27 protein-coding genes are annotated in these 26,832 nt (G+C 64.0%); 24 read left to right on the plus strand and 3 right to left on the minus strand.

The genetic code is table 11. From position 1 onward, the window contains the following. Nucleotides 1-31: 31 nt before the first annotated feature. The 11 genes from HNR05_RS01000 (at nucleotide 32) to dapF (ending at nucleotide 12,356) form a co-directional block, all read left to right on the plus strand. Nucleotides 32-1,660 carry an MFS transporter gene (locus tag HNR05_RS01000; protein WP_179577322.1) on the plus strand — a complete coding sequence of 543 codons (1,629 nt, stop codon included), beginning with the start codon at nucleotides 32-34 and terminating at the stop codon, nucleotides 1,658-1,660. Nucleotides 1,661-1,718: 58 nt separating this feature from the next. Further along, on the plus strand, nucleotides 1,719-4,589 hold the full coding sequence (locus tag HNR05_RS01005; RefSeq protein ID WP_179577323.1) for an FtsK/SpoIIIE family DNA translocase: 2,871 nt from the start codon (nucleotides 1,719-1,721) through the stop codon (nucleotides 4,587-4,589). A 4-nt stretch (nucleotides 4,590-4,593) separates the two neighbouring features. Next, nucleotides 4,594-5,199, plus strand: a complete 606-nt coding sequence (gene pgsA / locus HNR05_RS01010) for a CDP-diacylglycerol--glycerol-3-phosphate 3-phosphatidyltransferase (RefSeq protein ID WP_179577324.1) — start codon at nucleotides 4,594-4,596, stop codon at nucleotides 5,197-5,199. After that, nucleotides 5,192-5,725, plus strand: coding sequence for a CinA family protein (locus tag HNR05_RS01015; protein ID WP_179577325.1), 534 nt, complete (start codon nucleotides 5,192-5,194; stop codon nucleotides 5,723-5,725). Before pgsA ends, HNR05_RS01015 begins: the two co-directional genes overlap by 8 nt. Nucleotides 5,726-5,871: 146 nt before the next feature. Continuing rightward, complete coding sequence (locus HNR05_RS01020) at nucleotides 5,872-6,180, plus strand: helix-turn-helix domain-containing protein (RefSeq protein WP_179577326.1); 309 nt, start codon at nucleotides 5,872-5,874, stop codon at nucleotides 6,178-6,180. Nucleotides 6,181-6,264: 84 nt separating this feature from the next. After that, nucleotides 6,265-6,489: a DUF3046 domain-containing protein gene (locus tag HNR05_RS01025; RefSeq protein WP_179577327.1), complete on the plus strand. Its 225-nt coding sequence runs from the start codon at nucleotides 6,265-6,267 to the stop codon at nucleotides 6,487-6,489. A 276-nt stretch (nucleotides 6,490-6,765) separates the two neighbouring features. Beyond that, nucleotides 6,766-7,893 carry a recombinase RecA gene (gene recA, locus HNR05_RS01030; RefSeq protein ID WP_179577328.1) on the plus strand — a complete coding sequence of 376 codons (1,128 nt, stop codon included), beginning with the start codon at nucleotides 6,766-6,768 and terminating at the stop codon, nucleotides 7,891-7,893. A 106-nt stretch (nucleotides 7,894-7,999) separates the two neighbouring features. Further along, complete coding sequence (locus HNR05_RS01035) at nucleotides 8,000-8,911, plus strand: regulatory protein RecX (protein WP_179577329.1); 912 nt, start codon at nucleotides 8,000-8,002, stop codon at nucleotides 8,909-8,911. Nucleotides 8,912-8,931: 20 nt separating this feature from the next. Then, nucleotides 8,932-10,536, plus strand: a complete 1,605-nt coding sequence (gene miaB, locus HNR05_RS01040; RefSeq protein ID WP_179577330.1) for a tRNA (N6-isopentenyl adenosine(37)-C2)-methylthiotransferase MiaB — start codon at nucleotides 8,932-8,934, stop codon at nucleotides 10,534-10,536. A gap of 4 nt (nucleotides 10,537-10,540) precedes the next feature. Beyond that, nucleotides 10,541-11,470, plus strand: coding sequence for a tRNA (adenosine(37)-N6)-dimethylallyltransferase MiaA (miaA, locus tag HNR05_RS01045; RefSeq protein WP_218868939.1), 930 nt, complete (start codon nucleotides 10,541-10,543; stop codon nucleotides 11,468-11,470). Nucleotides 11,471-11,480: 10 nt separating this feature from the next. After that, nucleotides 11,481-12,356 (plus strand): diaminopimelate epimerase, encoded by an 876-nt coding sequence (gene dapF, locus HNR05_RS01050; protein WP_425485066.1) that lies wholly within the window; start codon nucleotides 11,481-11,483, stop codon nucleotides 12,354-12,356. A 3-nt stretch (nucleotides 12,357-12,359) separates the two neighbouring features. Here the strand turns inward: dapF and HNR05_RS01055 are convergent, their stop codons facing one another. Then, entirely contained in the window at nucleotides 12,360-12,971 is a 612-nt protein-coding gene (locus tag HNR05_RS01055) for a class I SAM-dependent methyltransferase (protein WP_179577333.1), read from the minus strand. 41 nt (nucleotides 12,972-13,012) lie between these two features. On the opposite strand from HNR05_RS01055, the gene hflX reads away from it, so the two are divergent. The 3 genes from hflX (at nucleotide 13,013) to metE (ending at nucleotide 18,059) form a co-directional block, all read left to right on the plus strand. Then, complete coding sequence (gene hflX, locus HNR05_RS01060) at nucleotides 13,013-14,539, plus strand: GTPase HflX (protein WP_179577334.1); 1,527 nt, start codon at nucleotides 13,013-13,015, stop codon at nucleotides 14,537-14,539. Nucleotides 14,540-14,754: 215 nt separating this feature from the next. After that, complete coding sequence (locus HNR05_RS01065; protein WP_179577335.1) at nucleotides 14,755-15,741, plus strand: methylenetetrahydrofolate reductase; 987 nt, start codon at nucleotides 14,755-14,757, stop codon at nucleotides 15,739-15,741. Next, the gene (metE, locus tag HNR05_RS01070) at nucleotides 15,738-18,059 is read left to right on the plus strand and encodes a 5-methyltetrahydropteroyltriglutamate--homocysteine S-methyltransferase (RefSeq protein WP_179577336.1); all 2,322 of its coding nucleotides are present in this window, start codon (nucleotides 15,738-15,740) and stop codon (nucleotides 18,057-18,059) included. The genes HNR05_RS01065 and metE overlap by 4 nt, the downstream gene beginning before the upstream one ends. Nucleotides 18,060-18,149: 90 nt before the next feature. Here the strand turns inward: metE and lexA are convergent, their stop codons facing one another. Beyond that, entirely contained in the window at nucleotides 18,150-18,860 is a 711-nt protein-coding gene (lexA, locus tag HNR05_RS01075) for a transcriptional repressor LexA (RefSeq protein ID WP_179577337.1), read from the minus strand. A 305-nt stretch (nucleotides 18,861-19,165) separates the two neighbouring features. On the opposite strand from lexA, the gene HNR05_RS01080 reads away from it, so the two are divergent. The 6 genes from HNR05_RS01080 (at nucleotide 19,166) to HNR05_RS01105 (ending at nucleotide 23,571) form a co-directional block, all read left to right on the plus strand. Next, nucleotides 19,166-19,507: a LysM peptidoglycan-binding domain-containing protein gene (locus HNR05_RS01080; protein WP_179577338.1), complete on the plus strand. Its 342-nt coding sequence runs from the start codon at nucleotides 19,166-19,168 to the stop codon at nucleotides 19,505-19,507. Nucleotides 19,508-19,625: 118 nt separating this feature from the next. Continuing rightward, nucleotides 19,626-20,723 (plus strand): histidinol-phosphate transaminase, encoded by a 1,098-nt coding sequence (locus HNR05_RS01085; protein ID WP_179577339.1) that lies wholly within the window; start codon nucleotides 19,626-19,628, stop codon nucleotides 20,721-20,723. Between the two features lie 9 nt (nucleotides 20,724-20,732). Next, nucleotides 20,733-21,356: an imidazoleglycerol-phosphate dehydratase HisB gene (gene hisB / locus HNR05_RS01090; RefSeq protein ID WP_179577340.1), complete on the plus strand. Its 624-nt coding sequence runs from the start codon at nucleotides 20,733-20,735 to the stop codon at nucleotides 21,354-21,356. After that, on the plus strand, nucleotides 21,353-21,985 hold the full coding sequence (hisH, locus tag HNR05_RS01095; RefSeq protein ID WP_179577341.1) for an imidazole glycerol phosphate synthase subunit HisH: 633 nt from the start codon (nucleotides 21,353-21,355) through the stop codon (nucleotides 21,983-21,985). The genes hisB and hisH overlap by 4 nt, the downstream gene beginning before the upstream one ends. 55 nt (nucleotides 21,986-22,040) lie before the next feature. Beyond that, nucleotides 22,041-22,787 (plus strand): bifunctional 1-(5-phosphoribosyl)-5-((5-phosphoribosylamino)methylideneamino)imidazole-4-carboxamide isomerase/phosphoribosylanthranilate isomerase PriA, encoded by a 747-nt coding sequence (gene priA, locus HNR05_RS01100; protein WP_179577342.1) that lies wholly within the window; start codon nucleotides 22,041-22,043, stop codon nucleotides 22,785-22,787. After that, on the plus strand, nucleotides 22,771-23,571 hold the full coding sequence (locus HNR05_RS01105) for an SseB family protein (protein ID WP_179577343.1): 801 nt from the start codon (nucleotides 22,771-22,773) through the stop codon (nucleotides 23,569-23,571). Before priA ends, HNR05_RS01105 begins: the two co-directional genes overlap by 17 nt. A 455-nt stretch (nucleotides 23,572-24,026) precedes the next feature. Here the strand turns inward: HNR05_RS01105 and HNR05_RS01110 are convergent, their stop codons facing one another. Beyond that, nucleotides 24,027-24,383, minus strand: a complete 357-nt coding sequence (locus HNR05_RS01110; RefSeq protein WP_179577344.1) for a DUF1844 domain-containing protein — start codon at nucleotides 24,381-24,383, stop codon at nucleotides 24,027-24,029. Between the two features lie 267 nt (nucleotides 24,384-24,650). Here HNR05_RS01110 and infC point away from each other — a divergent pair, with 267 nt between their 5' ends. The 4 genes from infC to HNR05_RS01130 all read left to right on the plus strand — a co-directional run bounded on the left by infC (nucleotide 24,651) and on the right by HNR05_RS01130 (nucleotide 26,748). Continuing rightward, complete coding sequence (gene infC / locus HNR05_RS01115) at nucleotides 24,651-25,235, plus strand: translation initiation factor IF-3 (RefSeq protein ID WP_179580416.1); 585 nt, start codon at nucleotides 24,651-24,653, stop codon at nucleotides 25,233-25,235. Next, complete coding sequence (gene rpmI / locus HNR05_RS01120) at nucleotides 25,228-25,422, plus strand: 50S ribosomal protein L35 (RefSeq protein ID WP_179577345.1); 195 nt, start codon at nucleotides 25,228-25,230, stop codon at nucleotides 25,420-25,422. Before infC ends, rpmI begins: the two co-directional genes overlap by 8 nt. Nucleotides 25,423-25,454: 32 nt before the next feature. Beyond that, nucleotides 25,455-25,841 carry a 50S ribosomal protein L20 gene (gene rplT, locus HNR05_RS01125; RefSeq protein WP_179577346.1) on the plus strand — a complete coding sequence of 129 codons (387 nt, stop codon included), beginning with the start codon at nucleotides 25,455-25,457 and terminating at the stop codon, nucleotides 25,839-25,841. A gap of 106 nt (nucleotides 25,842-25,947) precedes the next feature. Next, nucleotides 25,948-26,748, plus strand: coding sequence for a TrmH family RNA methyltransferase (locus HNR05_RS01130; RefSeq protein WP_179577347.1), 801 nt, complete (start codon nucleotides 25,948-25,950; stop codon nucleotides 26,746-26,748). The last annotated feature ends 84 nt before the right edge of the window (nucleotides 26,749-26,832 follow it).

Raw genomic sequence — 26,832 nt, forward strand, 5'->3', positions numbered from 1 at the left:
GAGTGGCTTGCCGAAACTGTGGGAGGCGAGTGTGAAGAAATGGACTGCGGTCATCATCCTGGGCATCGCCCAGTTTGTGATGGTGCTCGACAGCACGGTGATGAACGTGTCGATCTCGACCGTCGTGAAAGACCTCGACACGTCGGTCTCGGCCATGCAGAGCGCGATCACGTTTTACACCCTCACCATGGCGGCCGTCATGTTGCTCGGGGCCAAGCTTGGTGATGTCTGGGGGCGGCGTCGCGCCTTCGTCATCGGCACACTGATCTACGCGCTCGGCTCGCTGATCACCTCGCTCAGCCCGAATATCGTAGTGCTGTTCCTGGGCTGGTCGGTGATCGAAGGCTTGGGCGCCGTACTCGTGATTCCCGCAATCGCGGCACTCGTGGCGAGCAACTACGAGGGAAAGGACCGCGTCAGCGCTTTTGCCATGATCGGTGCGATCTCGGGCGCGGCCGTCGCCGCAGGCCCTCTGATCGGCGGATTCCTCACCACCTACCTGAGTTGGCGGTACGTCTTCTCAGGCGAGACCGTGATCATGCTGCTCCTGCTTTTCGTCGTGCGTCGGGTGGCCGACACGAGCGTGCCCCAGAAGGTGCGGATCGATGTGTCGAGCGTGCTCCTCTCGGCGGCCGGACTCGTGCTCGTCGTGTTCGGGATGCTGCAGAGCAAGACCTGGGGCTGGGTGCGCCCCCTCCACTCACCGCAGATCGGAAACACCCCGATCGCCCCGCTGGGCATCTCGCTGACGGCCTATTGCATCATCGTCGGCGCGGTGCTGCTGTGGTTCTTCTTCCTGCGGCAGGAGCATCTGGTGGCACGGGGTCGAGCGCCGCTCGTGCAGGTCTCCATGTTTCGCATCCGGTCGCTGCGCAGTGGGCTGAGCGTGCTCGGGGCGCAATACGCCATCACCGGCGGCCTGTTCTTCATGATCCCGATCTACCTGCAGATGACGCTGGGCCTGGATGCGTTGCAGACCGGAATCCGCATCTTTCCACTGTCGATCTCGCTGATCCTGTTTTCGATCGTGGGTACGCGTCTCTCCGGGTTGTGGTCGCCGCGTGCCATCGTGATCCTTGGACAGTTCGTGTTGATCGCGTCGTCGTTCCTGCTTCTCAGCTCGGTCTCGTCAGAGCTCAAGGGATGGGCCTTCGGCATTGGGTTGTTCTTCGCCGGTGCGGCACTGGGGTTGCTTGCCTCGCAACTCGGCAACGTGAACATGTCCAGTGTCACCGCCGAACAGACGAGTGAGGTGGGCGGCCTGCAAGGAGTGTTCCAGAACCTGGGCTCGTCACTCGGGACGGCCCTGATCGGCTCAGTGCTCATCGCCACCCTGTCGGCTTCCTTCGTGGGGAGTGTTAATTCGAGCTCCTTGCCCAACAACGTCAAGGGCATGGTCGCCGAGCAGAGCTCGGTCGGCATCGGCATCGTGCCGGTCAATCAGGTCACGGCGATTGCCGAGAAGGCCGGGCTGTCCTCGAGCGAGGGGTCAGCGCTGACCCAGCTCTACACGGAGTCGCAGGTGTCGTCGTTGCGGTTGTCGTTCTTCGCTCTCATCGTGGTCGCCATTGCGTCGCTGCTCTTCGCGCGCGGCATTCCTGCGGCGCGCCCCGAGCGAAAACCCCGATCGGTTCGCCGGGTGGGCGAGAAGACCGGCTGATTGCGCTCTTGGGCGTGGGGTACGGCCAGTGTCGGTGGGCGGCTGTACCGTTGTTTACATGGCTACGAGCACTAAGTCGACCGGCCGCGCCCGCAACGCGGCCGCGTCAGGCGGCACCACGCGGAAGCCGGCGGCCAAAACGGCAGCGCAGAAAACCGTCAAATTCCCCGTTCAAGAACCCCCGGTATCCGTGCCTGTGCGCATGTGGATGGCGCTGGCACACCTCACGGGTGGGGCAGCGCGCGCGCTCGGCCCCGAGAAACTGCAGAAAGACGAACGCCGCGACGGCCTGCCGTTCTTTCTGGTGCTGCTGGCGATTTCTGGCGCCGTCATCGAATGGTTTCTGATCAACGACTCCGTCGCCCAGACCCTTGATGCCTTCACGTTCGGCGGTCTGTTCGGCCGCGTCGCCTTCGCGCTGCCCGTGATCATGCTGATCTTCGCGATCTGGCTGTTCCGCAAACCAAGTTCCGTGCACGACAACGGGCGCATTGGAATCGGACTGTCAGTGCTGCTCGTTTCGGTCTCCGGCCTCTGCCACATCTTCGGAGGCCAGCCGGAACCCAGCCAGGGAATGGCCACCCTGGCTCTCGCGGGGGGCGTGATCGGCTGGATGATCGCGGCCCCGCTGATTCTGCTGACGACCTCGATCGGCGCGACGATCGTGGTCATTCTGCTGCTCATCCTGAGCCTCTTCATCATCACCAAGACACCACCGAACAAGGTCGGCGAGCGGGCCAGAGAGCTGTACGTGTGGCTCTTCGGGGCGCAACTGCCCGACGCAGACGAGCGACAGGCCCAGAAGGCGGCCAAGCTCGAGAAAACCGCTCAGGTCGAGCTCGACGGCGTCGACGATGACGGCAACGACGAAGACCCGAGTGCTCTGCCCTGGTGGCGACGCAACACGAGCAAGCGTGAGGAAGACCCTGATTTCGGTGGTGCGATGGTCACCGATCCGCACGACGAAGACCCGGACCCGATGGCGACGCTACTCGGCGCCGGCGACGTGCGCGGCGGGTTCGACACTCCGCTCGAGCAGGCCACGGCGCGCGTCCCGCACACCCCGCATCCGGTCGAACCCGATTATGCGGGCACCGAGGTGCTTGAAGTGCTCGACGAGTTGGCCAACGCCGAAGAAGCCGTCAAACGGTTCGTCCCCGAATCCGTGGCCCCACACGCCCCGACGACGGGCCTCACGGGCGATGACCCGTCGGGGGTCACCGACGAGCTTGCCGGTCTTGACACACTCGAGAACCCCGATTCCGGGGGAATGGTCCCGCTGCCGCACGAGCCGCACGAGACACTGCCGTACCTGCTGCCCTCAACGGCCACGCTTGTCGCCGGACCTCCGGCGAAGGCACGTTCCGCCGCCAACGATGACATCGTCACGTCGATTACCGAGGTGCTGCGCCAGTTCAACGTCGACGCGAAGGTCACCGGTTTTTCGCGAGGCCCCACCGTTACCCAGTACGAGATCGAGCTGGGCCCCGGCGTCAAGGTCGAGCGGGTCACGGCGCTCAGCAAGAATCTGTCGTACGCCGTCGCCTCGAATGAAGTGCGCATCCTCTCGCCCATCCCCGGTAAGAGCGCCATCGGCATCGAGATTCCCAACACCGACCGCGAGATCGTCACGCTCGGTGACGTGCTGCGATCCGGGGCAGCGACAAGCAGCACGCACCCCATGACGATCGGTGTCGGCAAAGACGTCGGCGGCGGTTACGTCGTGGCCAACCTCGCCAAAATGCCCCATCTTCTCGTGGCCGGTTCGACCGGTTCCGGTAAGTCGAGCTTCGTGAACTCGATGATCACGAGTCTCCTCATGCGGGCCAAGCCCAGCGAGGTGCGCATGGTGCTGATCGACCCCAAACGGGTCGAGCTGGCACCGTACGCCGGGGTTCCCCACCTCATCACCCCCATCATCACCAACCCGAAGAAGGCCGCCGAAGCGCTGGCCTGGGTGGTGAAAGAGATGGACATGCGTTACGACGACCTGGCCAGCTTCGGCTTCCGTCACATCGACGACTTCAATAAGGCTGTCGTCGGCAACGAGATCGTGCTTCCGGCCGGCAGCGAGCGCACACTCAAGCCCTACCCCTACCTTCTGGTCGTGGTCGACGAGCTCGCCGACCTCATGATGGTTGCGCCGCGCGACGTCGAAGACTCGATCGTGCGCATCACCCAGCTCGCTCGCGCCTCTGGCATCCACTTGGTGTTGGCTACCCAGCGTCCGTCGGTCGACGTCGTCACCGGCTTGATCAAGGCCAATGTGCCCTCTCGGCTCGCCTTCGCTGTCACGAGCGTCACCGACTCCCGGGTCATCCTCGACCAGCCCGGGGCCGACAAGCTCATCGGCCAGGGCGACGCGCTGTTCCTTCCGATGGGTGCATCGAAGGCCGTGCGCGTGCAGGGAGCCTGGGTCAACGAAGCCGAGATCGAAAAGGTCGTCGCGCACGTCACGCGGCAGGCTCGCCCCGAGTATCGGGCGGATGTCGCGGCAACGGCGGCGCGCAAAGAGATCGACTCTGACATCGGTGATGATCTCGAGTTGCTGCTCGCCGCGGCCGAACTCGTTGTGTCGACCCAGTTTGGCTCGACCTCGATGCTCCAGCGCAAGTTGCGTGTCGGGTTCGCGAAGGCAGGCCGCCTGATGGATCTGCTCGAATCGCGTGAAATCGTCGGCCCCTCCGAGGGATCGAAGGCGCGCGATGTGCTCGTCAATGCCGAGCAGTTGCCGAGTGTGCTCGCACGCCTGCGTGGTTCCGATGCCGAACAGCACGCGCTTGCGGCGTCTTCACCCGCCGCGGCCGCGCCAATCGAGGCACCAGACCCGCGCTACGCCGAAGACCCGGTTGGCCGTATGACCGAGGGCTATCCTGAGGTCGAGGCTTCCGATGATGAAGACGCCTGGAACTTGACGGACAGGGATTAGAACGATGGCCACACCCGACACCCCTCATACCCCCGCCGCAGTTCCCAGCAACTGGAACCTGCCGAACGCCATCACCGTCGTTCGAATACTTCTTGCACCACTGTTCATCTGGATGCTGTTGGCCGACGGCGGCCATGACGGCGCCCTCCGCTGGTGGGCAGCCGGTCTCTTCATCGTGGCGATCGCGACGGACGGCATCGACGGAGCCATCGCACGCCGCCAGGGTCTCGTGACCGATCTGGGAAAGCTGCTTGACCCGATCGCCGATAAGGTGCTCACTGGCGGAGCGTTGGTCGCACTGTCGATTCTCGGCGAGCTGTGGTGGTGGGTGACGATCGTCATCCTGGTGCGCGAGCTTGGCATCACAGTGTTCCGCTTCGTGATGCTGCGCGACCGGGTGATTCCGGCCTCACGTGGCGGCAAGCTCAAGACCATTCTGCAATCGGTCGCCATCTCGCTCTATCTGGTTCCGCTCTGGCTCGTCTTTGGCGACTGGGTGCATGGGTTCAACGCCGTGGTGATGGCGCTTGCGCTCATCATGACCGTGGTCACCGGGTTCGACTATCTGCTCGCCGCCCGACGAGAGGGCCGTGTGAAGCGCGATGCTTGACGTCACTGATGCCACTGATCTTGGTGATTCCACTGACGCCACGGCCGATCTGATCGAGACGATGCGCGCCGCGCGCATGACGATCGGCGTCGCTGAATCGCTCACCGGCGGTCTCGTGACGGCCGAGCTCACCCGCATTCCCGGCGCATCCGCTGTCGTCAATGGGGGAGTAGTCGCTTACCACACCGAATTGAAGAGCACACTACTCGGGGTCGACGTGTCAGTGCTCGCGGTGCACGGCGCCGTGCATCCCGACGTGGCGCTGCAAATGGCGGTCGGCGTGCGCACCGCAGTTGCGGTCGACGGGCGACGCGCAGACATCGGTGTGGCGACGACGGGCGTGGCAGGCCCTGACTCTCAAGATGGGCAGGAGCCCGGCACCGTCTTCATCGGAGTCTCGATGGACGGAGCATCCCAGGTCGTCGCGTTGCAGCTTGCGGGAGACCGTGCGTCGATACGTTCAGAAACCGTCGTGCGTACAGTCGAAGCTGTGCGTCAGCTGATAGCGCAGACATTGGCGGAATAGTTCCCAGAATCACTGGGTTACAGACAGCAGATTAACAAATAACGTCCAGTCCAATTCGGTAGTGTCATAGTGTCGGATGTATGTAGTAATGTTGGCCATCCGCCACACGGGCCCACGAGTTTGAGTGGCAAGAGAAGGAGGTTCCGATGATTCTTGTTCGTCAGGAAATCGGCGATGTGCTCAGGGACTTCCGCCTGCAAAAAGGTCGTACTCTCCGCCAGGTCGCGAGCAAAGCCAGTGTGGCTCTCGGGTATCTGAGTGAGGTCGAGCGTGGTCAGAAAGAAGCCTCTTCGGAGATTCTGGCCTCGGTTGCAGATGCGCTAGATACTCCCATTTCGGTCATCATGCGTGAAGTTGGCGACCGTCTAGCCGTGATCGAAGGAATCGACAGGTTCCCCGACACAGTGCCAGACGAGCTTGTGGCAAAGTTCGACGTCGACATGATGGTGCGCTAAGCGCCTCTTACGCAGAATGAATGTCAGCACTCACGTCGTGTTCCGCGCGGCGTGCCACACCGATTCGCCCCGGCGGCACGGTCGATGAAACTGAGTGAGTTTCGCCGAGCGGTCAGCGACGAATTCGGTGCAGGCTACGGCCGCGTGGTCACGAATGATCTGATCTTGACTCCGTTGGGCGGGCGTACGGCCGAACAGGCCCTCGCCGGTGGGGTTCCCGCACGTGAGGTGTGGTTGGCGCTGTGCGCAGAGACCGATGTTCCCGAGAGTCGTTGGTACGGCGTGGGGCGTCCAGTCGTTCAGCAGTAGGTCGTTCGCTGCGCGACAACTGTCGACTTTTCTGGCCCGACACGCCGCGAGCCACTCGAAGACCTGTTCGCATCTTGGTAAACTCCTCAACAGCAGGCCTCGAAAACGGTTGTGCACTGTTTTTCGCGCACTCCGTTCACTGTCGGAGGCTCGGCGTACAGTCGCACTCGTCATCAAGACACCGCACTTGCCTTGTCGAGAGAGTTCACCGGGGTTATCCCGGGGAATGACGCGACAGCCTATAGGCGACCGACGCACGGAAAGAAGGAGACCGACATGCCCTCAGCAGCAGATCGCGAGAAATCCCTCGAGGTAGCTCTCGCCCAGATCGACCGCCAATTCGGAAAAGGCTCTGTCATGCGCCTCGGAAGCGATGACCGTGCGCCTGTCGAGGTGATTCCCACCGGATCCATCGCGCTCGACGTCGCGCTCGGCGTTGGGGGGCTGCCGCGCGGTCGCATCGTTGAGATCTACGGCCCGGAGTCGTCGGGTAAGACCACGCTCACCCTGCATGCCATCGCCAACGCTCAGCGCAACGGCGGCATCGCCGCTTTCATCGACGCCGAGCACGCCCTCGACCCGGAATACGCTAAGAAGCTCGGCGTCGACATCGATGCGCTCCTGGTCTCCCAGCCCGATACGGGTGAACAGGCGCTTGAAATCGCCGACATGCTCGTGCGCAGTGGCTCGATCGACTTGATCGTCATCGACTCCGTCGCGGCGCTCGTTCCGCGCGCCGAGATTGAGGGCGAGATGGGCGACACCCACGTCGGCCTGCAGGCTCGCCTCATGTCGCAGGCGCTGCGCAAGCTCACCGGTGGGCTCAGCCAGACCAACACCACGATGATCTTCATCAACCAGCTGCGCGAGAAGATCGGTGTCTTCTTCGGTAGCCCCGAAACCACTGCCGGCGGTAAGGCGCTCAAGTTCTACGCTTCGGTACGCCTCGACATCCGTCGTATCGAGACCCTGAAAGACGGCACCGAAGCGGTTGGTAACCGCACCCGGGTCAAGGTCGTCAAGAACAAGATGGCACCGCCCTTCAAACAGGCCGAATTTGACATCATCTACGGCGTCGGTATCTCTCGTGAAGGCAGCCTGATCGACTTCGGGGTGGACCAGGCAATCGTCAAGAAGTCCGGCGCCTGGTACACCTACGACGGTGACCAGTTGGGTCAGGGTAAAGAGAACTCGCGAAACTTCCTGCTGAAGAACCCCGACATCGCGCAGGAGATTGAGACCAAGATCCTCAACAAACTCGGTATCGGTGCCGAGGGCATCGCAGCCAAGGCCGCCACCGACAAGGCGGCCGCCGAAGCCGCGGCTGCGGCGGCCGCTGAGGCTCAGGCCAACGGAACCGCGCCTGTGGTGGCCACCAAGGCCTCGGCTCGCAAGAGCGCTTAGGTTTCTTCGCCCCTCCCGTGATGCCCCGTTCGCCGCACTGCGCTGAACGGGGCATCACGGTTTCACCGAACGTCAGCAGTGAAGTACCGAAAGGAAGGTCACGGGAATGGTCCACTTCGAACCCGTCGACGACACATCCACGACTCCGGGTCTGGCACCCGTGACCTATCTGCGGAGCGCTGCTTCCCGCTCCACTCCGGGAGCGGCACCCGCGGAAGGGGTCTCTGCTGCGGGGGAGGCGTCCGCTCCGGCAACCGGGGATGAGGGCAGTCGACCCGTGCGCGCGCTTCGCAGCATGACATGCGAAAAGCCCGAGTGGTATTTGGCCGCGGGCGGTGCCGAAGCGACCCGGGCCAGCTCTCAGAGCACCTCACGTACTCCTGAAGGAGTCGCCAACATCGACGTGAACATCGACGTGAACGACAACGTGAACGACAACGTGAACGACGACGTGAACGACGGCGCGAACGACGGCGCAAACAACGATGTTCGCGACGTCGGGGAAGCCCCGCTCGATCAGGCGGAGGAACGAGAACGGGCAGAACAACTTCTGCTCCGGCGGCTGCGCAGTCGTTCGCTCTCGCGCGCCGAAGCGGGTGTGGTGTTAGCCGGCACAGACATCGATGCTGACGAGGTCGACGAGATTCTTGAGCGCTTCGCCGAATTACACTACATCGACGAAGAGCGACTCGCCGACCAGATCATTCACAGCCACCACGAGCGCAAGGGGCTGGGACGCTCGGGCGTCGAGTCAGAGATGCGTCGGCGCAAGCTCGACCCGTTCCTGATCGAAGAAAAACTCGAGGAACTACCCGATGACGAGACCGAGCGCGCCGTTGAGCTGGCGTGTGCGCGCATCCGTCAACTCGACCGTTTTGACGACCAGACGATTGACCGTCGGCTCACTGGCTTTCTCCTGCGCAAGGGGTACGATTCGGCTGCCGTACGTGTTGCAATCACCGCCGCATTGGCCTCACGTCGCGCCGGTGGCCGGGCCCCGGGCGTGCGGTTCAGGTAGGGAACGTAAACTAGCTCATTATGAGCAGTGAGACCTTGGCAGCGCCGACCCCGATCGTCCGTTCGAGCGCAGCATTCGATGACGACGGACGCGCACGCACCTATGAGGTGCGCACATTCGGCTGCCAGATGAACGTGCATGACTCTGAGCGCCTCTCGGGTTCGATGGAGGCCGCCGGCTACGTGGCAGTCGCTGCCGAAACCGAAGCCGACATCGTCGTGATCAACACCTGTGCGGTGCGTGAGAACGCAGACAACAAGCTCTACGGCAACCTCGGCTACCTGGCCTCGGTCAAGCGTCGGCACGAGGGCATGCAGATCGCCGTCGGCGGCTGCCTGGCCCAGAAAGACAAGAACACCATCCTGGAGAAAGCCCCCTGGGTCGACGTCGTGTTCGGCACGCACAATATGGGTGCACTGCCCAGCCTGCTCGAACGCGCCCGCCACAATGGTGAGGCGCAACTCGAGATTCTCGAGTCCCTGGAGACGTTCCCCTCCACCCTGCCCACCAAACGTGACTCCAGTTACAGCGGCTGGGTGTCGATTTCGGTCGGCTGCAACAACACCTGCACCTTCTGCATCGTGCCGGCGCTCCGCGGTAAAGAGAAAGACCGCCGCCCGGGCGAGATCCTCGCCGAAATTCAGGCCCTCGTCGATGATGGCGCAATTGAGGTGACTCTTCTCGGTCAGAACGTGAACTCGTACGGCGTCGAGTTCGGAGACCGCCTGGCGTTCGGCAAGCTGCTGCGTGCGGCCGGTCAGATTCCGGGGCTGGAGCGCATCCGTTTCACCAGCCCCCACCCGGCCGCGTTTACCGATGACGTCATCGACGCCATGGCCGACACTCCAGCGGTGATGCCGCAGCTGCACATGCCGTTGCAGTCCGGCTCCGACCAGATCCTCAAATCGATGCGCCGCTCCTACCGGTCGACGAAATTCCTCGGCATCCTCGAGCGCGTGCGCGCCCAGATGCCGGAAGCAGCGATCAGCACCGACATCATTGTCGGCTTCCCCGGCGAGACCGAAGAAGACTTTCTTGACACCCTGCGCGTGGTCGAAGAGGCCCGGTTTGCGACGGCGTTCACATTCCAATACTCCATTCGACCGGGTACTCCGGCGGCAACGATGCCCGATCAGATCCCCAAGGAGGTCGTGCAGGAGCGGTACGAGCGTCTCGTCGAGCTACAGAACCGCATCTCGTGGGAAGAGAACACGAAGGTGATCGGCCGCGAGGTCGAGCTGTTGGTGGCCAACGGCGAAGGTCGCAAAGATGCCGACACCCACCGCATGAGCGGGCGCGCACCCGACAGTCGACTCGTGCACTTCGACGTGCCGGCCGGAAGTGAGGTTCCCCGCCCCGGCGATATGGTCACCGTCGTCGTCACGCAGGCTGCACCGTTCCATCTGCTCGCCGATTCGACCGACGGTGCCCCGCTGCGGGTGCGTCGCACGATCGCCGGAGACGCGTGGGATCGCATGCAAACCGAGTCGTGCGGTGTTCCCACGCCCGCCGGGCCAGCTGCTTCGGGTACGGCCGGTCGTGTGTCACTCGGTCTGCCGTCGCTGCGCGTGCAGGGTGGCTCGACGACGATTCCGATCTATAACGCCGACGATTCAGAACGCTAGAGTGCTGCTCGCGATCGTCGGCCCCACAGGGACCGGCAAATCCGAACTCTCGCTTGACGTGGCCGAACTCCTGGCCGCCCGGGGGCAGAGCGCCGAGATCGTCAACGCGGATGCCATGCAGCTCTATCGCGGCATGGACATCGGCACTGCGAAGCTTGCCGTCAGCGAAAGGCGCGGCGTTCCCCACCACCTCCTCGACGTGCTCGAGGTCACCGACGAAGCGACCGTGGCGAACTACCAGCGAGATGCCCGGGCGGCGATAGACGGCATCCTGGCTCGAGGAGCCGTGCCGATTCTGGTCGGCGGTTCGGGCCTGTACGTCTCGTCCGTCGTGTTCGACTTTCAGTTCCCGGGCACAGACCCGATACTGCGGGCAGAACTCGAGGCCGAGCTGACGGAAACAGGCCCCGGCGCCATCTACGCTCGTTTGAAAGCCGTGGACCCCGACGCCGCAACGCGGATCGGACCGAGCAACGGACGCCGGCTGGTGCGCGCCCTCGAGGTCGTGGCCCTCACTGGTGCGCCGCATGCCGCGGCGCTGCCCGACGAACCGGTCTACTGGCGCGAGACGCTCACGGTCGGGCTCACGACTCCACGTGAGGAGCTGACCCCGCGCCTGGACGAGCGAGTGCTCGGCATGTGGGAGAGCGGCCTGGTTGCCGAAGCTGCATCGTTGATACCCGCGGGCCTCGAGACCGGTGTGACGGCGAGCAGGGCCATCGGCTATGCCCAGGCCCTCGGACAGCTGCACGGCACGCTCACGCAACAGCAGGCGATCGAACAGACGCAGCAGCTTACGCGTCGTTATGCGCGCCGTCAGGTGAGCTGGTTCAAGCGCGCAGTCGACACCCGCTGGCTCACCGCAGCCGACCCGGATCGGGGCGCTGTGGCGCTGCGGCTCGTCGATGAGTTCGCCGCTGGCGCCGCCACCTAAACTGAGCGTCATGGATCTTCACTTCACCAAAGGCCAAGGCACCGGGAACGATTTCGTCTTGTTCGCCGATCCCGAGGGTGAGAACGAACTCAGCCCCACCCAGATTCAGGCGGTCTGCGACCGCAAATTCGGTGTGGGCGGTGACGGCCTCATTCGTGCCGTCAGATCCAGCAAACTTGCCGCCGGTGCGGCGTCGCTGGACGAAGACGCCGACGCAGAGTGGTTCATGGACTACTGGAACGCCGACGGTACCGTCTCGGAGATGTGTGGCAACGGCATCCGTGTCTATGCCCGCTATCTGATCGATCAGGGCCTGGTCGCCCTCGAGCCCGGCGATACTCTCGCGATCGGCACGCGCGCCGGCGTGCGCGATGTGCAACGCAACCGCACGGGCTTTCAGGTGGACTTGGGTCGGTGGAAGCTCGCTGGCGGTGAACCGCTCGTGCGGGCGCGCAATCTGCCCGTCGCCCGCCCCGGCCTCGGTATCAACGTGGGCAACCCGCACGTCGTCGTCGCACTCGCCGACGACGCCGAGCTTGACGCGGCGGACCTCAGCTACATTCCACAACTCGATCCAGAACCCGCGGGCGGCACCAACGTCGAATTCGTCGTGCCGAGCGACCCTCTCGTCGTCGACGGTGTCGGTCGCATCCGCATGCGCGTGCACGAACGGGGCAGTGGCGAGACGCTCTCGTGTGGGACCGGCGCGGTCGCGGCGGCTCTCGCGACACGGCACTGGGCCGGTGCCGGGGCGCCAAACCAATGGCGCGTCGAGGTTGCAGGTGGTGTGCTCGGCGTGCGCATGTTCCCGACGGAGGACGGCGAGCACGTGTCGCTGTCGGGCCCGGCCGAGCTCGTGTTCGACGGAGTGCTCGGCCTCGGTTGAGCGCTACGCGTCGCGCGCAACCTTCAGCAACCGAAAGCTCTTGTTCGTCGAGTCGCGTGAGACCGCGAACTCCTCGCTCAGATTCTCGCCGAGCCAGCGCTGCAGCGAGTCGGAGCCCAGGTTGCGTTGCACGACAAGCCAGGCATCCGAGCCCGGCGACAGTCGGGGTAACCACGTCGTCATGAGTGAGTGCAGCACCACTTTGCCGACCCGAATCGGCGGGTTCGACCAGATCGTCGCGAACGAGACGTCATCGGGAACCTCCTCGGGGAGCACCGCACGGATGTTGGTCAGCCCGAGAGCTGCCGCATTGCGGCGCACCAGATCGAGTGCGCGCTGGTTGACGTCCACGGCCCAGATTGTGGCCTCGGGGGAGGTCAGGGCCAGGTGCAGGCTGATCGGCCCCCAACCACAGCCGATGTCAAGAAAATTGCCGTTCACGGGCGGGGGTGGAGCGTTGTCGAGCAATACCCGGGTGCCCGTGTCGACGTGCTCGGGACTGAAGACGGCGTTCGCTGTCGTGACCGTGTGTGCTCGGCCAGCGAGGTGCACGGTGATCTGACGTAGTGTGAGTTCGCTGTCCGACGCTGAAGAGAAATAGTGCTCGGATGCCATAGATGGAACCTATCGGAGTTCGAGGAACTAGGGTTAAAGCGATGACTGAAACCACCGAGCCCCACGACGACGACGATGTAGTAGCACGGGTGCTGGCTAGCGCCGAATCCCGGGCTTCAGGCTACTCGTTGTTCACCAGCGGATCCGCCCAGGCACTGCAGGCAGATTCCGCCGACGGTGGCCATGACGGCGAACAACTTGAGCGGGCCGACCGCAATGCGCTCCGGCGTGTTCCCGGCCTCTCCACCGAACTCGAAGATGTCACGGAGGTCGAGTACCGACAGCTGCGTCTTGAAAACGTCATTTTGATCGGGGTGTATACGCAGGGCACGATCAATGACGCCGAGAACTCCATGCGTGAGCTCGCCGCCCTGGCAGAGACGGCCGGGGCCACCGTGCTCGACGGTCTGATGCAGCGCCGCGCGAAGCCAGACGCCAGCACCTATTTCGGCAAGGGAAAGGTGCAGGAGCTCGCCTCGGTCGTGCAGGCGATGGGCGCCGACACAGTGATTGCCGACACCGAACTGGCGCCCAGCCAGCGGCGTGCCCTGGAAGACGCGGTCAAGGTCAAGGTCATCGACCGCACCGCAGTCATCCTCGACATCTTCAGCCAGCACGCCAAGAGTCGTGAGGGCAAGGCGCAGGTCGAACTCGCGCAGTTGCAGTATCTGCTTCCCCGCCTGCGCGGCTGGGGTGACTCGATGTCGCGCCAGGCCGGTGGCCAGGTGGGTGGCGCAGGCGCCGGAATGGGCTCCCGTGGCCCCGGTGAGACCAAGATTGAACTCGACCGTCGTCGCATCCACACGCGCATGTCAAAGCTGCGTAAGCAGATGGTCGAGATGAAGCCCGCGCGCGAGGCCAAGCGGGCCAATCGCAAGCGCAACGCCGTGCCATCCGTGGCCATCGTCGGCTACACCAACGCCGGCAAGTCCAGCATTCTCAACCGCATCACAAACGCTGGCGTGCTTGTCGAGAACGCCTTGTTCGCGACGTTGGATGCCACGGTGCGCAAGTCGACGACCGACGACGGACGTCTCTATACGCTCACCGACACCGTGGGGTTCGTACGCAACCTGCCCCACCAATTGGTCGAGGCTTTCCGCTCGACCCTCGAAGAAGTCGCCGACTCCGACATCATCGTGCACGTCGTTGACGGGTCCCACCCCGACCCCGCCAGCCAGCTCTCCACAGTGCGAGAGGTGATTGGCGAGGTGGGCGCACGCGAAATTCCTGAGCTCGTCGTCTTTAACAAAAGCGATTTGATCAGTGATGACGACCGTCTTCTGCTGCGTGGACTCGAACCGCGCGCCGTCTTCGTGTCGGCCCGCAGCGGAGAGGGAATCGACGAGATTCTGGCCGCTGTTGCCGAACTGCTGCCGCGCCCGCAGGTTCAACTCGATCTGCTCGTTCCCTATGACCGAGGCGACCTGATTTCCTCATTGCATGAGCATGGTCAGGTTCTGTCGACCGAGTACGCCGAGAACGGCACGCTCGTTAAAGCGCTCGTGATGCCCGACATCGCAGCGCAGTTCTCTGCCTATAAAATCACCGGTTCGATCACCGCGTAACGACACAAAAAGTCACAGTCGCCCCCGTCCAGAATCGGCGTTGTTAGAGTTTCACTCAATCGTTTCCAGCCACGACAGGCGGTGACGAAGAGCGACAGCCGAGCCCGGCATCCGCCCGCTAGAAACCCCTGCCCATCTGCCGGCACGGGGGTGGCCATCCGGCCGCACAGCACCTCAGAGAAGGTGCTGCTTGGCGTGTGTTGAATGAGGGAACCATGACTGCAGCGAGCGTGCCAGACCTGCCCAGAAGCGGCCTGCCCTTCTCGTTCGAACTCTATCCCCCGCGTGGCGCCGCCGCAGCCGCGGCTCTGACCCACACGATCGACACGCTTGCTGCAGCGGGGCCCGAGTTCATTTCGGTCACCTACGGGGCCAACGGGTCGTCGCGTACCTCCTCGCTCGACGTGCTGCGTTACATCCTGACTGAGACGACAGTTGATCCAATGGCCCACCTCACGTGCGTGGGGTCATCTCACGCCGAGGCGAGCCGGCTGATCCGTGAATTTCTGGACGCCGGGGTGAATAGCTTTCTTGCCTTGCGGGGTGACGCCCCAGCGGGGCTGGCGGAGGGCGAAGGCTACCTCGGCGATCTGCGCAGCGCGGGCGAGCTCGTGCAGCTGATTCATCGCGTGCAGGCCGAACGCGTCCCCTACCGGGAGAGCCCGGTACCCGGCCAGCCGGGCGCACGAACGCTACACACCGAGCGAGCCAAGGTGCGCATCGCGGTCGCGGCCTTCCCCAACGGGCACCCCCGCTCGCGGTCGACGACGCAGGACATCGACACGCTGCTCGCAAAACAGGCGGCGGGCGCCAATCTGGCCATTACTCAGCTGTTCTTTCATGCCGATCACTACCTGAGCTTCATCCAACGGGCCAGACACGCCGGGGTGGAGTTCCCGATCCTTCCCGGCATCATGCCGGCGACGAGTCCAGCCCGGTTGCGGCGCATTCTTCAGCTCTCCGGCGAAGAGCTGCCCTCCGAGCTCGCGATCGAGCTTGACGTCGAACCGACCGTCGAGGGCCAGCGCGACATCGGAATCCGCCACGCTGCGCGCTTGGCCACACAGCTGATTGACGGCGGCGCTCCCGGGCTTCACCTCTATGCCTTCAACGAACATGACACAGTTCTTCACGTCCTTCGGCGTTCCGGCGCTCTGCCCGCAGATTCACCAATCGTCCAACAGGTCAAGGAGTCGGCATGACAAAGACAGCGGTTTTCCCCACCGGAACAATTCTCGGTTACCCCCGCATCGGGCCGCGGCGTGAGTTGAAGAGCGCCGTCGAGGCCTTCTGGGCCGGCACGATCACCGCGGACGAGCTGGAGAGCACCGCCGCCGGATTGCGCGCTGACATTCGGGAACGCCTGACGGGACTCGGGCTGGGGCGCGCCGATTCATCGATTCCCGAGACGTTCTCCTTCTATGATCAGGTTCTCGATGCCCTGTGCACCGTCGGGGCGCTGCCCGAGCGCTTTGCCTCACTCCTGGGCGCCGATGGCACGATCGACCTCGCCGCCTACTTCACGCTGGCACGGGGAGATGGCGAAAACCCGCCGCTCGAGATGACGAAATGGTTTGATTCGAACTACCACTACCTCGTGCCTGAAATCGGGCCTGAGACGCGTTTTTCACTGGCCAGCGACCGGATCGTGCGCGAGTTTGTTGAGGCGAAGCAGGGCGGATACCTCACCCGCCCGGTCATCGTCGGCCCGGTAACCTTCCTCCTGCTCGCGAAGCCGAGCGATGCGGCGCCGGAGGGGTTCCTGCCGCTGGATCGGCTCAGAGACCTCCTTCCGGTCTATAGCGAACTTCTTGGTCGGCTGGCCGAAGCGGGAGCAGAGTGGGTTCAGCTTGATGAGCCGGGGCTGGTTTCAGAGAGCATCCCTGTGCCCCGTGCCACGGTGTTGGCGGCGCTTCGCCACTCGACCGACACCCTCGGTCATCTCTCTACGCGGCCGGCGATCTTTGTTGCCGCGCCGTACGGCAGCCTCGACGACGCGTTTCCGGTTCTCGCCGACGCGCCGATCGAGGCCGTCGGGCTTGACCTGGTGCGGGGCCAAACGCCGTTTGATCTCTCGGGACTCGGTACGAAGACACTGGTGGCGGGCGTGATCGATGGCCACAATGTGTGGCGCGGCGACCTCAACGCCGCATTCGACACGGCGCAGGCAATCGCGGCCCAGGTTGCGCATCTCGCGGTGTCGACCTCGACCTCCCTGCTGCACCTTCCCCACTCCATCGACGACGAACCGGCGTTGGGAGACGGCCTCCTCAGTTGGTTGGCCTTTGCCGACCAGAAGGTTGCTCAGGTGACGACTCTTGTGCGGGGTCTGGCTGACGGCAAGGCTGCAATTTCACCGGACCTGGCCGCCGCCGCTGCAGCGCTACAGTCTCGCCAGGATGCACCGGGTGTGCGCGACAGCAGCGTGCGTGCGCGCGCGGCGGCGCTGACCGGAACCGACTTCACACGCGGGTCTTACGAGCACCGTGTTGAGGCACAGGATGCTGCACTCGGACTTCCTGCACTGCCGACCACCACAATCGGTTCGTTCCCGCAGACCACCGACATCCGTCGAGCGCGCGCCCAGCACCTGCGTGGAACGCTCTCAGCCGAGGACTATCGCGGTCTGATGCGTGCCGAGATCGCACGGGTGATCGCCCTACAGGAACAGATCGGGCTCGACGTGCTTGTGCACGGAGAGCCGGAACGCAACGACATGGTGCAGTATTTCGCTGAAAACCTCGAGGGCTTTGCGACCACGGCCAACGGCTGGGTGCAGTCGTACGGATCTCGGTGTACTCGCCCCTCGATTCTGTGGGGTGACGTGTCGAGGTCGGCTCCGATCAGCGTCGATTGGGCGAGCTACGCTCAGAGCCTCACGGCTAAGCCAGTCAAGGGCATGCTGACCGGACCGGTGACGATTCTGGCGTGGTCGTTCGTGCGAGAAGACCAGCCACTCGGCGACACGGCGCGGCAGGTCGCGCTGGCGTTGCGCGATGAGATCGCCGACCTAGAGGCCGCAGGAATTCAGATTGTCCAGGTCGACGAACCGGCGCTCCGGGAACTTCTTCCGCTCAAGCGGGCGAATCAGGCCGCCTACCTCGACTGGTCAGTGGGAGCGTTCCGTCTGGCGACGGCGGGCGTCTCGGCCGCCACCCAGATCCACACCCATCTGTGCTATTCGGAGTTCGGTGTCGTCATCGATGCCATCCGCAACCTGGACGCCGATGTGACCAGCATCGAGGCGGCACGCTCACGGATGGCGGTCGTGGCCGATCTCGGCACGAGCGGCTTCGATCACGGGATCGGTCCGGGCGTCTACGACATCCATTCTCCGCGTATTCCCAGCGTGGCCGAGGTGGTCGATCTGCTCGAACGAGCCCTCACAGCGCTTCCCGAGCGTCAGCTCTGGGTGAATCCGGACTGCGGGCTGAAGACGCGCGGCTACGCCGAAACCGTCGAATCGCTCACCAATGTGCTTGCGGCGACACGGCAGGTGCGCGCGCGAGTCGCCGGTTAAGCACCGCGAGTCTGCGGGAGTTGGTGCCTCGGTCAGTGGGGCAACCAACCCCTGCAGACTCGCGGAAAAAGGCGCGGCAGTCGAGGCGAGCTAGACCGAGCGCAGTACCGCGACGATCTTGCCGAGAATCTCTGCGTGGTCGCCCATGATGGGCTCGAAGTTCGTGTTGCGGGGGAGCAACCAGGTGTGGCCATCGCGCTGACGGAACACCTTGACAGTGGCCTCGTTGTCGAGCATTGCAGCGACGATCTCGCCATTCTCGGCCGTCTTCTGCTGACGCACGACAACCCAGTCGCCATCGCAGATTGCGGCATCGATCATTGATTCACCGACGACCTTGAGCATGAACAGGTCGCCCTTGCCCACCAGCTGGCGGGGGAGGGGGAAAATCTCGTCGATCTGCTGGTCTGCCGTGATGGGGACGCCGGCGGCAATGCGGCCAACGAGCGGAACCATCGCGGCATCTCCGATCTGGATCGATCCACCCAGGATGTCCGAGTCGCCGGGCGCACCCGATGTGTCGTCGCCCGATTGGGGCAGTTCAATGAGGATCTCGAGAGCCCGGGGGCGGTTGGGGTCCCGCCGCAGGTAGCCGCTGAGTTCAAGCTGGTTGAGCTGGTGGGTGACGCTCGACAGGGATGCAAGGCCAACCGCGTCGCCAATCTCGCGCATGCTTGGCGGATAGCCCTGGCGGCTCACGGATCGCTGGATCACGTCGAGAATCGCGAGCTGTTTCTCGCTCAAGCTCTTGCGACGTCGGGTGCCGCCCTTGTCGCGCGTATTGCTGCTTTCTTTCGCCATCTCAATGCTCCTCGCGCCGATGAATCTGCCGTTGGACCGGCTGTCGCCCTGTCGAATTCGAGAGTCTCAGCCGGGGCTGTTTCTCGGGAATGTCGGTGGTATCTGGTTGTGTTCGAGCCGTCAACAAAACTGTAACCCCGTCCGCCCCGAAAACAAACACTTATTCGAGTGTGTTGCGGCCGATTTTTCGAAAATATCCGTAAACAAGGTTGATTGTTCGAAGAATCGAATATATATTCGGAACAAAGATTCGCATCCGGCTCTCCCGGCCGAGAGTCGGATGCGTACTTACCAGGAGGTTCACCATGAGCACCACTGCTCCGCACGGATCCATTGGCACCACCCGGCTGCGTCTGACCCGGCGCGGTCGCCTCGTCTTCAGCACACTCGCGGCGGCGCCGCTGGTCGCCGTGGTTCTTGCCGCAGCGCTGAACGGCGGCGCGGCGCTCGCCTCGGGGGCCGGCACGAAAACTCACACGTTCTCCTACGTCACAATCACGGCAGGCCAGTCGCTGTGGCAGCTGGCCGAGCGTCTGGCACCGCACGACGATCCGCGCGACGTGATCGCCGAGATCGTTGCCCTGAACCAGCTCGACTCGGCCGACGTGGTCCCGGGGCAGCGCCTCGCGCTTCCCGCGTCCGACTAGTACATCCCGCCGGGCACGCGAACGCGGCCGGCGGAAGGGTGCGGGAGGTAGCCGGACGTGCCAGCACCAATGAGTCGTACTCGTTTGCAACTCAGAACTGCCCGGTACCATTGCACGGGTGACCAGCCTCAATGACCTTCCCCTGCGCGACAATCTGCGTGGACTCGTTCCCTATGGCGCACCGCAGCTTCACGTTCCGGTGGCCCTCAACGTGAACGAGAACACTCACCCCATTCCCGAGGCTGTGGCGCACCACATCGTCGCATCGTTGGCACGAGCGGTACTCACGGTCAATCGGTATCCCGACCGCGAGTTCACCGAACTGCGCGAGAGCTTGGCAAATTATCTCGGTCACGGACTGACAGCCGAGAACATCTGGGCAGCGAACGGCTCCAATGAGGTCTTGCAGCAGGTTCTGCAGGCGTTCGGTGGCCCGGGCCGCACCCTTCTCGGTTTCGACCCGACCTATTCGATGTACTCCATTTTGGCGTCGGGAACAGACACCCGGTGGGTGGCCGGCGAACGCGACGCCGACTACGAGTTGTCGGCCGACACCGCGGCCGCCTGGGTGGCGAAGACGCAGCCCGACCTTGTCTTTCTCTGCTCGCCCAACAACCCCACCGGCACACCGCTCGCGCTCGAGACGATCGCGGCGGTCTACGACGCGACCGACGGAATTGTCGTCGTCGACGAGGCCTACGCGGAATTCGGCGGGGCGGAGGCGCCAACGGCGCTCAGTCTGCTCCCCGGGCGCGAACGGCTTGTGGTCTCCCGCACCATGAGTAAAGCCTTCGCCTTTGCGGGCGCGCGGGTGGGCTATCTGGCCGCCGATCCTGCGGTGACCGATGCCCTTCGTTTGGTGCGGTTGCCCTACCACCTCTCCGCGCTCACCCAGGCCGCAGCAACGGCCGCCCTTGATCACACGGCCGAGATGCTGGCGATGGTCGACGACATCCGGGTTCAGCGCGACCGTATCGTGACGGAATTGCGTGACCTGGGGTACCGGCCGTACCGGACCGGCAGCAACTTCGTGCTGTTCGGCGGCGTCGAAGATCCAGGTGCGACGTTCACGGCGCTCCTCGCGGAGGGAGTCCTGATTCGCGATATCGGAATACCGAATCACCTGCGCGTGAGTGCTGGAACCGAAGCCGAGACGACAGCCTTTCTGGCCGCCATCTCGCGGCTCGGTGCTCCGACCGTCAGCCGAGCGGAATAGGCTAGCGCTATGACTTCTTCCGCACAGGAACCAGCCCCCCGTATCGCGCAGATCAGCCGCGCGACGAGCGAGTCGAGCATCGAGCTGCGCATCAACCTCGATGGCACCGGTGTCAGTGACATTCAGACGACGGTTCCGTTCTACGACCACCTGCTCACGGCGTTCGCGAAGCACTCGCTGACCGACCTCACCGTACGGGCCACCGGCGACACCGACATCGACGTGCACCACACGGTGGAAGACATCGGTATCGCGCTCGGCCAGGCCATCAAACAGGCGCTGGGCGACAAGTCCGGTATCTCGCGCTACGGCGACGCGACGGTTCCGCTCGACGAAGCGCTGGTTCAAGCCGTCGTCGACATTTCCGGCCGCCCGTATCTCGTGCACGAGGGCGAGCCGGAGGGTTTCGAGTATCACCTGATCGGTGGTCACTTCACCGGTTCCATGGTGCGTCACGTCTTCGAAGCCATCACGTTCAACGCGGCCCTCACCGTGCACGTGCGTGTGTTGGGTGGGCGTGACCCCCACCACATCGCCGAGACCGAGTTCAAGGCCTTCGCGCGTGCCTTCCGTCAGGCCAAGGCTTTCGACCCGCTCGTGGTCGGCATCCCCTCCACCAAGGGTGCTCTGTGACCAACGTCGTCGTTTTCGACTACGGCACCGGCAACATCCACTCCGCGGCCAAGGCTCTCGAGCAGGCTGGCGCGAACGTCACCGTGACGGCCAACCGCAAGACCGCGCTGGAGGCCGACGGCCTCGTCGTTCCCGGCGTCGGCGCGTTCGATGCCGTTATGACGTCGTTGAAGGCGGTCTACGGTGACGAGATCATCGACCGGCGACTGGCCGGCGGCCGCGCCGTGCTCGGTATTTGCGTGGGGATGCAGGTCATGTTCGAACATGGAGTCGAGCGCGGCGTCGACACCGAAGGCCTGGGGGAGTGGCCGGGAACGGTGACCGAGCTTCCCGCTCCTGTGCTGCCGCACATGGGTTGGAACACCGTTGACGCTCCCGACGATTCGGTGCTCTTCCAGGGCCTGCGCGACGAACGCTTCTATTTCGTGCACTCGTACGCCGCCCAGGAATGGACGCTCGACGTCATGCCACCGTTCCCAGCACCTCGGCTTACGTGGGCTGAGCACGGTGGCCGTTTTCTGGCCGCCGTCGAGAACGGCCCCCTCACCGCCACACAATTCCACCCCGAGAAGTCCGGCGAAGCCGGCATCCGTTTGCTGGCGAACTGGCTCGGCTCCCTGCGCGGGTAGTATCGAGTGTTCGTTTCGCCCGCGTGCGCGCGTCTTTTTCTATTGAGGACATCCCATGAGTGAGTTCAACACAACGCCCCGTCTTGTGCTTTTTCCCGCCGTCGACGTGGCGGGCGGCAAGGCCGTTCGACTCACCCGGGGCGAGGCGGGAACAGAGACCAGCTATGGCGATCCGGTCGACGCCGCCGCAGACTGGGCTGCCCAGGGCGCCGAGTGGATTCACCTCGTCGACCTGGATGCCGCGTTCGGACGTGGCAACAACACGAGCGTCATCAAGAAGGTCATTCGGCAGGTGCGCGGCGTCAACGTCGAGCTTTCGGGCGGCATCCGTGATGACAAGTCGCTCGAGGCGGCGCTCGGCACGGGTGTGAAGCGCATCAACCTGGGTACCGCGGCGCTCGAAAACCCCGAATGGGCGGCGAGCGTGATCGCGCGTTACGGTGAGGCCATTGCCGTGGGGCTCGACGTGCGTGGTACGACTCTGGCTGCTCGTGGCTGGACGAAAGACGGCGGGGATCTCTGGCAGGTGCTCGATCGCCTGGAGGATGCCGGCTGCCCGCGCTACGTCGTCACCGACGTCACGAAGGACGGAACGCTGCAAGGCCCGAACATCGACCTGCTGCGCCAGGTCATGGAACGCACCCACCGTCCGGTGATCGCGTCGGGCGGTATCTCGAGCCTCGACGACCTTCTGGAACTTCGCGAACTTGTGCCGTTGGGTCTCGAGGGCGCGATCGTTGGAAAGGCGCTCTATTCCGGTGCCTTCACGCTGCCCGAGGCGCTGGATGTCTCCGGCTCATAATCTCGGCTCGACCGGCAAGCCCACAGGCCCGACCGATTCGGCCGGGCAGCCCTGGGCCGGCCGAGAATTTGAGACCAACGAGCACTCCGACGACGACGGACAGGCTCCCGCCGCGCTGAGTGAGGCACTACGCGCTTTTCGCTCCCGTGAGGTCGGCGAGGAGGCCGTCGTTGACGCCCTGCGGGGCTCCCGACTGCTGATTCCTTTGGTCAGCGAACTCGGTGAGGCCGGAACTTCCGAGCACGGCCTGATCATCGACAAGAGTCAGGAACTCTCGATCATCACCGTCGCCGGTCCCGATGGTCGCACTGTGCTGCCGGTGTTTTCGTCGACGGCGGCGATGGCCGCGTGGAATCCCAACGCTCGTCCGGTGCCCTCCGACGCCGTGCGCGTGGCGCTGGCTGCCGCTCAAGAAGAAACCGAGCTCGTCGTGCTCGACCCGACGGCAGCGACCGAGTTTGTCGTGCGCCGCCCTGCGCTGTGGGCCGTCGCTCAGTCGCTGCCGTGGACGCCGAGTTATGCGAGCCAGAGCGTGGCGGATGCGTTCGCTGCGTCGATCGGTTCAGAACTGTCTGTTCTTCGCGTCGCTTTGGCACCCGGGGACCCGGACGCACGCTTGGCCGGACCCGAGTTGATCGTGCGGCTCGAACTCATCGATGGTCTCACTCAGGCCGATCTCGATGCCGTTTTGGCCCGCCTGGCCGCACGGTGGTCGGCGAACGACATCATCGCCACCGCTGTTGACTCGCTACGGGTGCAGCTGGTCGCCTCGGCTCGGGACTAAGAGTTCGCTCAGGCAGACTGCGGGGTCTCGACGGGCTCGACCAGCGGTGGGGGCGGCGTGCGGGGTGTCGACGGGCTCGACCAGCGGTGGGGGCGGCGTGCGGGGTCTCGACGGGCTCGACCAGCGGTGGGGGCGGCGTGCGAGGTGTCGACGGGCTCGACCAGCGGTGGTGATGTTGAACCGAGCCATCCCGTTGATCGAGCGTGTCGAGATCGGGTGATCGCGTCTGGAGGGCAGCGTGCGGGGTCTCGACGGGCTCGACCAGCGGTGGTGATGTTGAACCGAGCCATCCCGTTGATCGAGCGTGTCGAGATCGGGTGATCGCTTCTGGGGGGCGGCGTGCGGGGTCTCGACGGGCTCGACCAGCGGTGGTGGCGGCGTGCGGGGTCTCGACGGGCTCGACCAGCGGCGGGTGTCAAGCGAATCCGCTGATCGAGCGTGTCGAGATCCGCAGGCTAGTTGACCGGCCCGGTGTACTTCTCGCCGGGGCCTTTGCCGATCGGGTCGGGAATCGCACTCGCCTCGCGGAACGCGAGTTGCAGCGAGCGCAAGCCATCGCGCAGGCTCCGCGCGTGCATGTCCGAGATGTCGGGGGCGGATGCCGTCACCAGGCCGGCGAGGGCCGTGATGAGTTTGCGGGCCTCGTCGAGGTCGGTCTGGTTTTCGGGGTCGTCGGCCAGTCCGCACTTCACGGCTGCCGCGCTCATCAGGTGCACTGCCGTGGTCGTAATGACCTCTACTGCGGCGACATCGGCGATGTCCCGAGTGGCCTGCGCCGCGTCATCCTGATCAAATGTGTTACTCACTGCCATCCTCTGCTAGACTCGACGCGGCTCCGGGGCTTTGGCCCCGGTACGAAAGTGGATAATCTCCCACCCGCGCTTGACCGCTTAACTAGGTTACCGGGTTGTTTGCACTCCGCTGTTCTGGTGTCTTTTGGCACAAGACAGTAGTTAGGGTGTCGTGAATCGTGTGGCGAAGTTTTCTTCGGGCATGCGATTGACGTGATTTCTCACTTCGTCTCGGGCGACATCCGTCACCTGCCAGTAGCCACGAAGATTGAGAAAGAGGAGCGACGCATCAGCGATCCCCGTACAAATGACCGTATCCGCGTCCCTGAAGTTCGTCTCGTCGGCCCAGCCGGAGAGCAGATCGGGGTTGTGGCCATTGATGTTGCCCTGCGCATGGCACAGGAAGCAGATCTCGACCTCGTCGAGGTCGCTCCCACGTCCAAGCCGCCGGTTGCGAAGATCATGGACTACGGCAAGTTCAAGTACGAGGCTGCGCAGAAGGCTAAAGAAGCCCGGCGCAACCAGGCGAACACGATCCTGAAAGAGGTTCGTTTCCGCCTCAAGATTGATAAGCACGACTACGAGACCAAGCGCAAGCGCGCTGAAGGCTTCCTGAAGGCCGGCGACAAGGTCAAGGCCATGATTTTGTTCCGCGGGCGCGAGCAGTCGCGTCCGGATCAGGGTGTACGTCTGCTTCAAAAATTTGCCGAGGATGTGGCGGAGTTCGGTTCGGTTGAATCGACCCCCACCATCGACGGTCGAAATATGGTCATGGTCATTGGCCCTCTGAAGAACAAATCAGAGGTCAAGGGCGAGGCCCTCGCACACCGTGCTGCCGACAAGGCAGCGAAACAGGAGGAAAAGAATGCCTAAGCAGAAGACCCACTCCGGGGCCAAAAAGCGCTTCAAGATCACCGGCAGCGGCAAGGTCATGAAGCAGCAGGCCGGAATGCGTCACAACCTGGAGGTCAAGTCTGCCAAGCGCAAGGCTCGCCTGAACCAGGACCAGGTCCTGTCAAAGGCTGACAGCAAGACCGCCAAGAAGCTTCTCGGTCACTAAGACCCCCCGTCATCTCGTAAGGAATATATAAAATGGCAAGAGTAAAGAGGGCCGTCAACGCCCACAAGAAGCGTCGCGTCATTCTTGAGCGCGCCTCGGGTTACCGCGGACAGCGTTCGCGCCTGTACCGCAAGGCAAAAGAGCAGGTCACACACTCGCTGGTATACAGCTACCGCGACCGTCGTGCCCGCAAGGGTGACTTCCGTCGCCTGTGGATCCAGCGCATCAACGCTGCATCGCGCGCCAACGGTCTGACCTACAACCGTCTGATCCAGGGCCTCGGTCTTGCAGACATCAAGGTTGACCGTCGTATGCTGGCCGAACTGGCCGTGCACGAGCCGGCCACCTTCGCCGCACTCGTTGAGTCCGCCAAGAAGGCCCTTCCGGCCGACACCTCGGCTCCGAAGGTTGCTGCGTAGTCTTTACCTCGCGCACCTCGTAACACCTCCGAACGGGAGCGGGCATCTGCCCGCTCCCGTTCTGTGTCTCTGCACCGCGTGTTCCGGCACCGCGTAAGCTGGGTGCATGCTTGATAACCCCCGTTCCCCGCGCGTCCGTTCCGTTGCAAAACTCGCCAAGCGCGCCGACAGGAACGAGACGGGCCTCTTCCTGCTCGAAGGCCCGCAGGCCGTCTCTGAGGCCCTGACCTTCCGCCCCGACCTTGTCGTCGAGTTGTTTGCAACCCCGACAGCGCTTGAGCGCTACACAACCATTGCCGGCCTCGCTCACGAAGCCGACCTGGAAATCGAGTTCGTCTCCGAGCAGGTGCTCGAGGCGATGGCCGACACCGTCACCCCGCAGGGCTTCATCGCGGTCATGCACCAGTTCCCGATGTCGGTCAAGCAGATCTTCGCAAATGAGCCGAAGCTGATCGCCATCCTCGAAGAGGTGCGCGATCCCGGTAATGCCGGCACCATCATCCGGGCAGCGGATGCCGCGGGTGCCGACGCCGTGATCCTCACGGGCCGCAGTGTTGACCTCTACAACCCCAAGGTGGTGCGGGCCACGACGGGCTCGATCTTCCACCTGCCCGTCGCCGTTGGTGCCACGCTGCAGGATGTTCGGGACCGTGCCCGTGCCGCCGGTCTTCAGGTGATCGCCGCCGATATCAAGGGCGACGACCTGCTCGTGGCCCGCGAAGCGGGATTCCTGTCGGCGCCGACGGCGTGGCTGTTCGGCAATGAGGCCCGTGGCCTGACCGACGACGACCTGGCCTTGACCGATCGGGCCATCTCGGTGCCGATCTACGGCCAGGCTGAGTCGCTGAACCTCGCCACAGCCGCATCCGTCTGCCTGTACGAAAGCGCATTCGCTCAGCGCGCGTAGCGTCAGCTTCGCTGTGTCACTGCGGCGTCCCTGCCTTTCGTCTGGGACGCCGCTGTCGTACCTGGAGCTTCGCACTAAACTTGG

Origin of the sequence: Leifsonia psychrotolerans (assembly GCF_013410665.1) — a bacterium.
In the GTDB taxonomy this organism is placed as follows: Bacteria; Actinomycetota; Actinomycetes; order Actinomycetales; family Microbacteriaceae; genus Cryobacterium; species Cryobacterium psychrotolerans_A.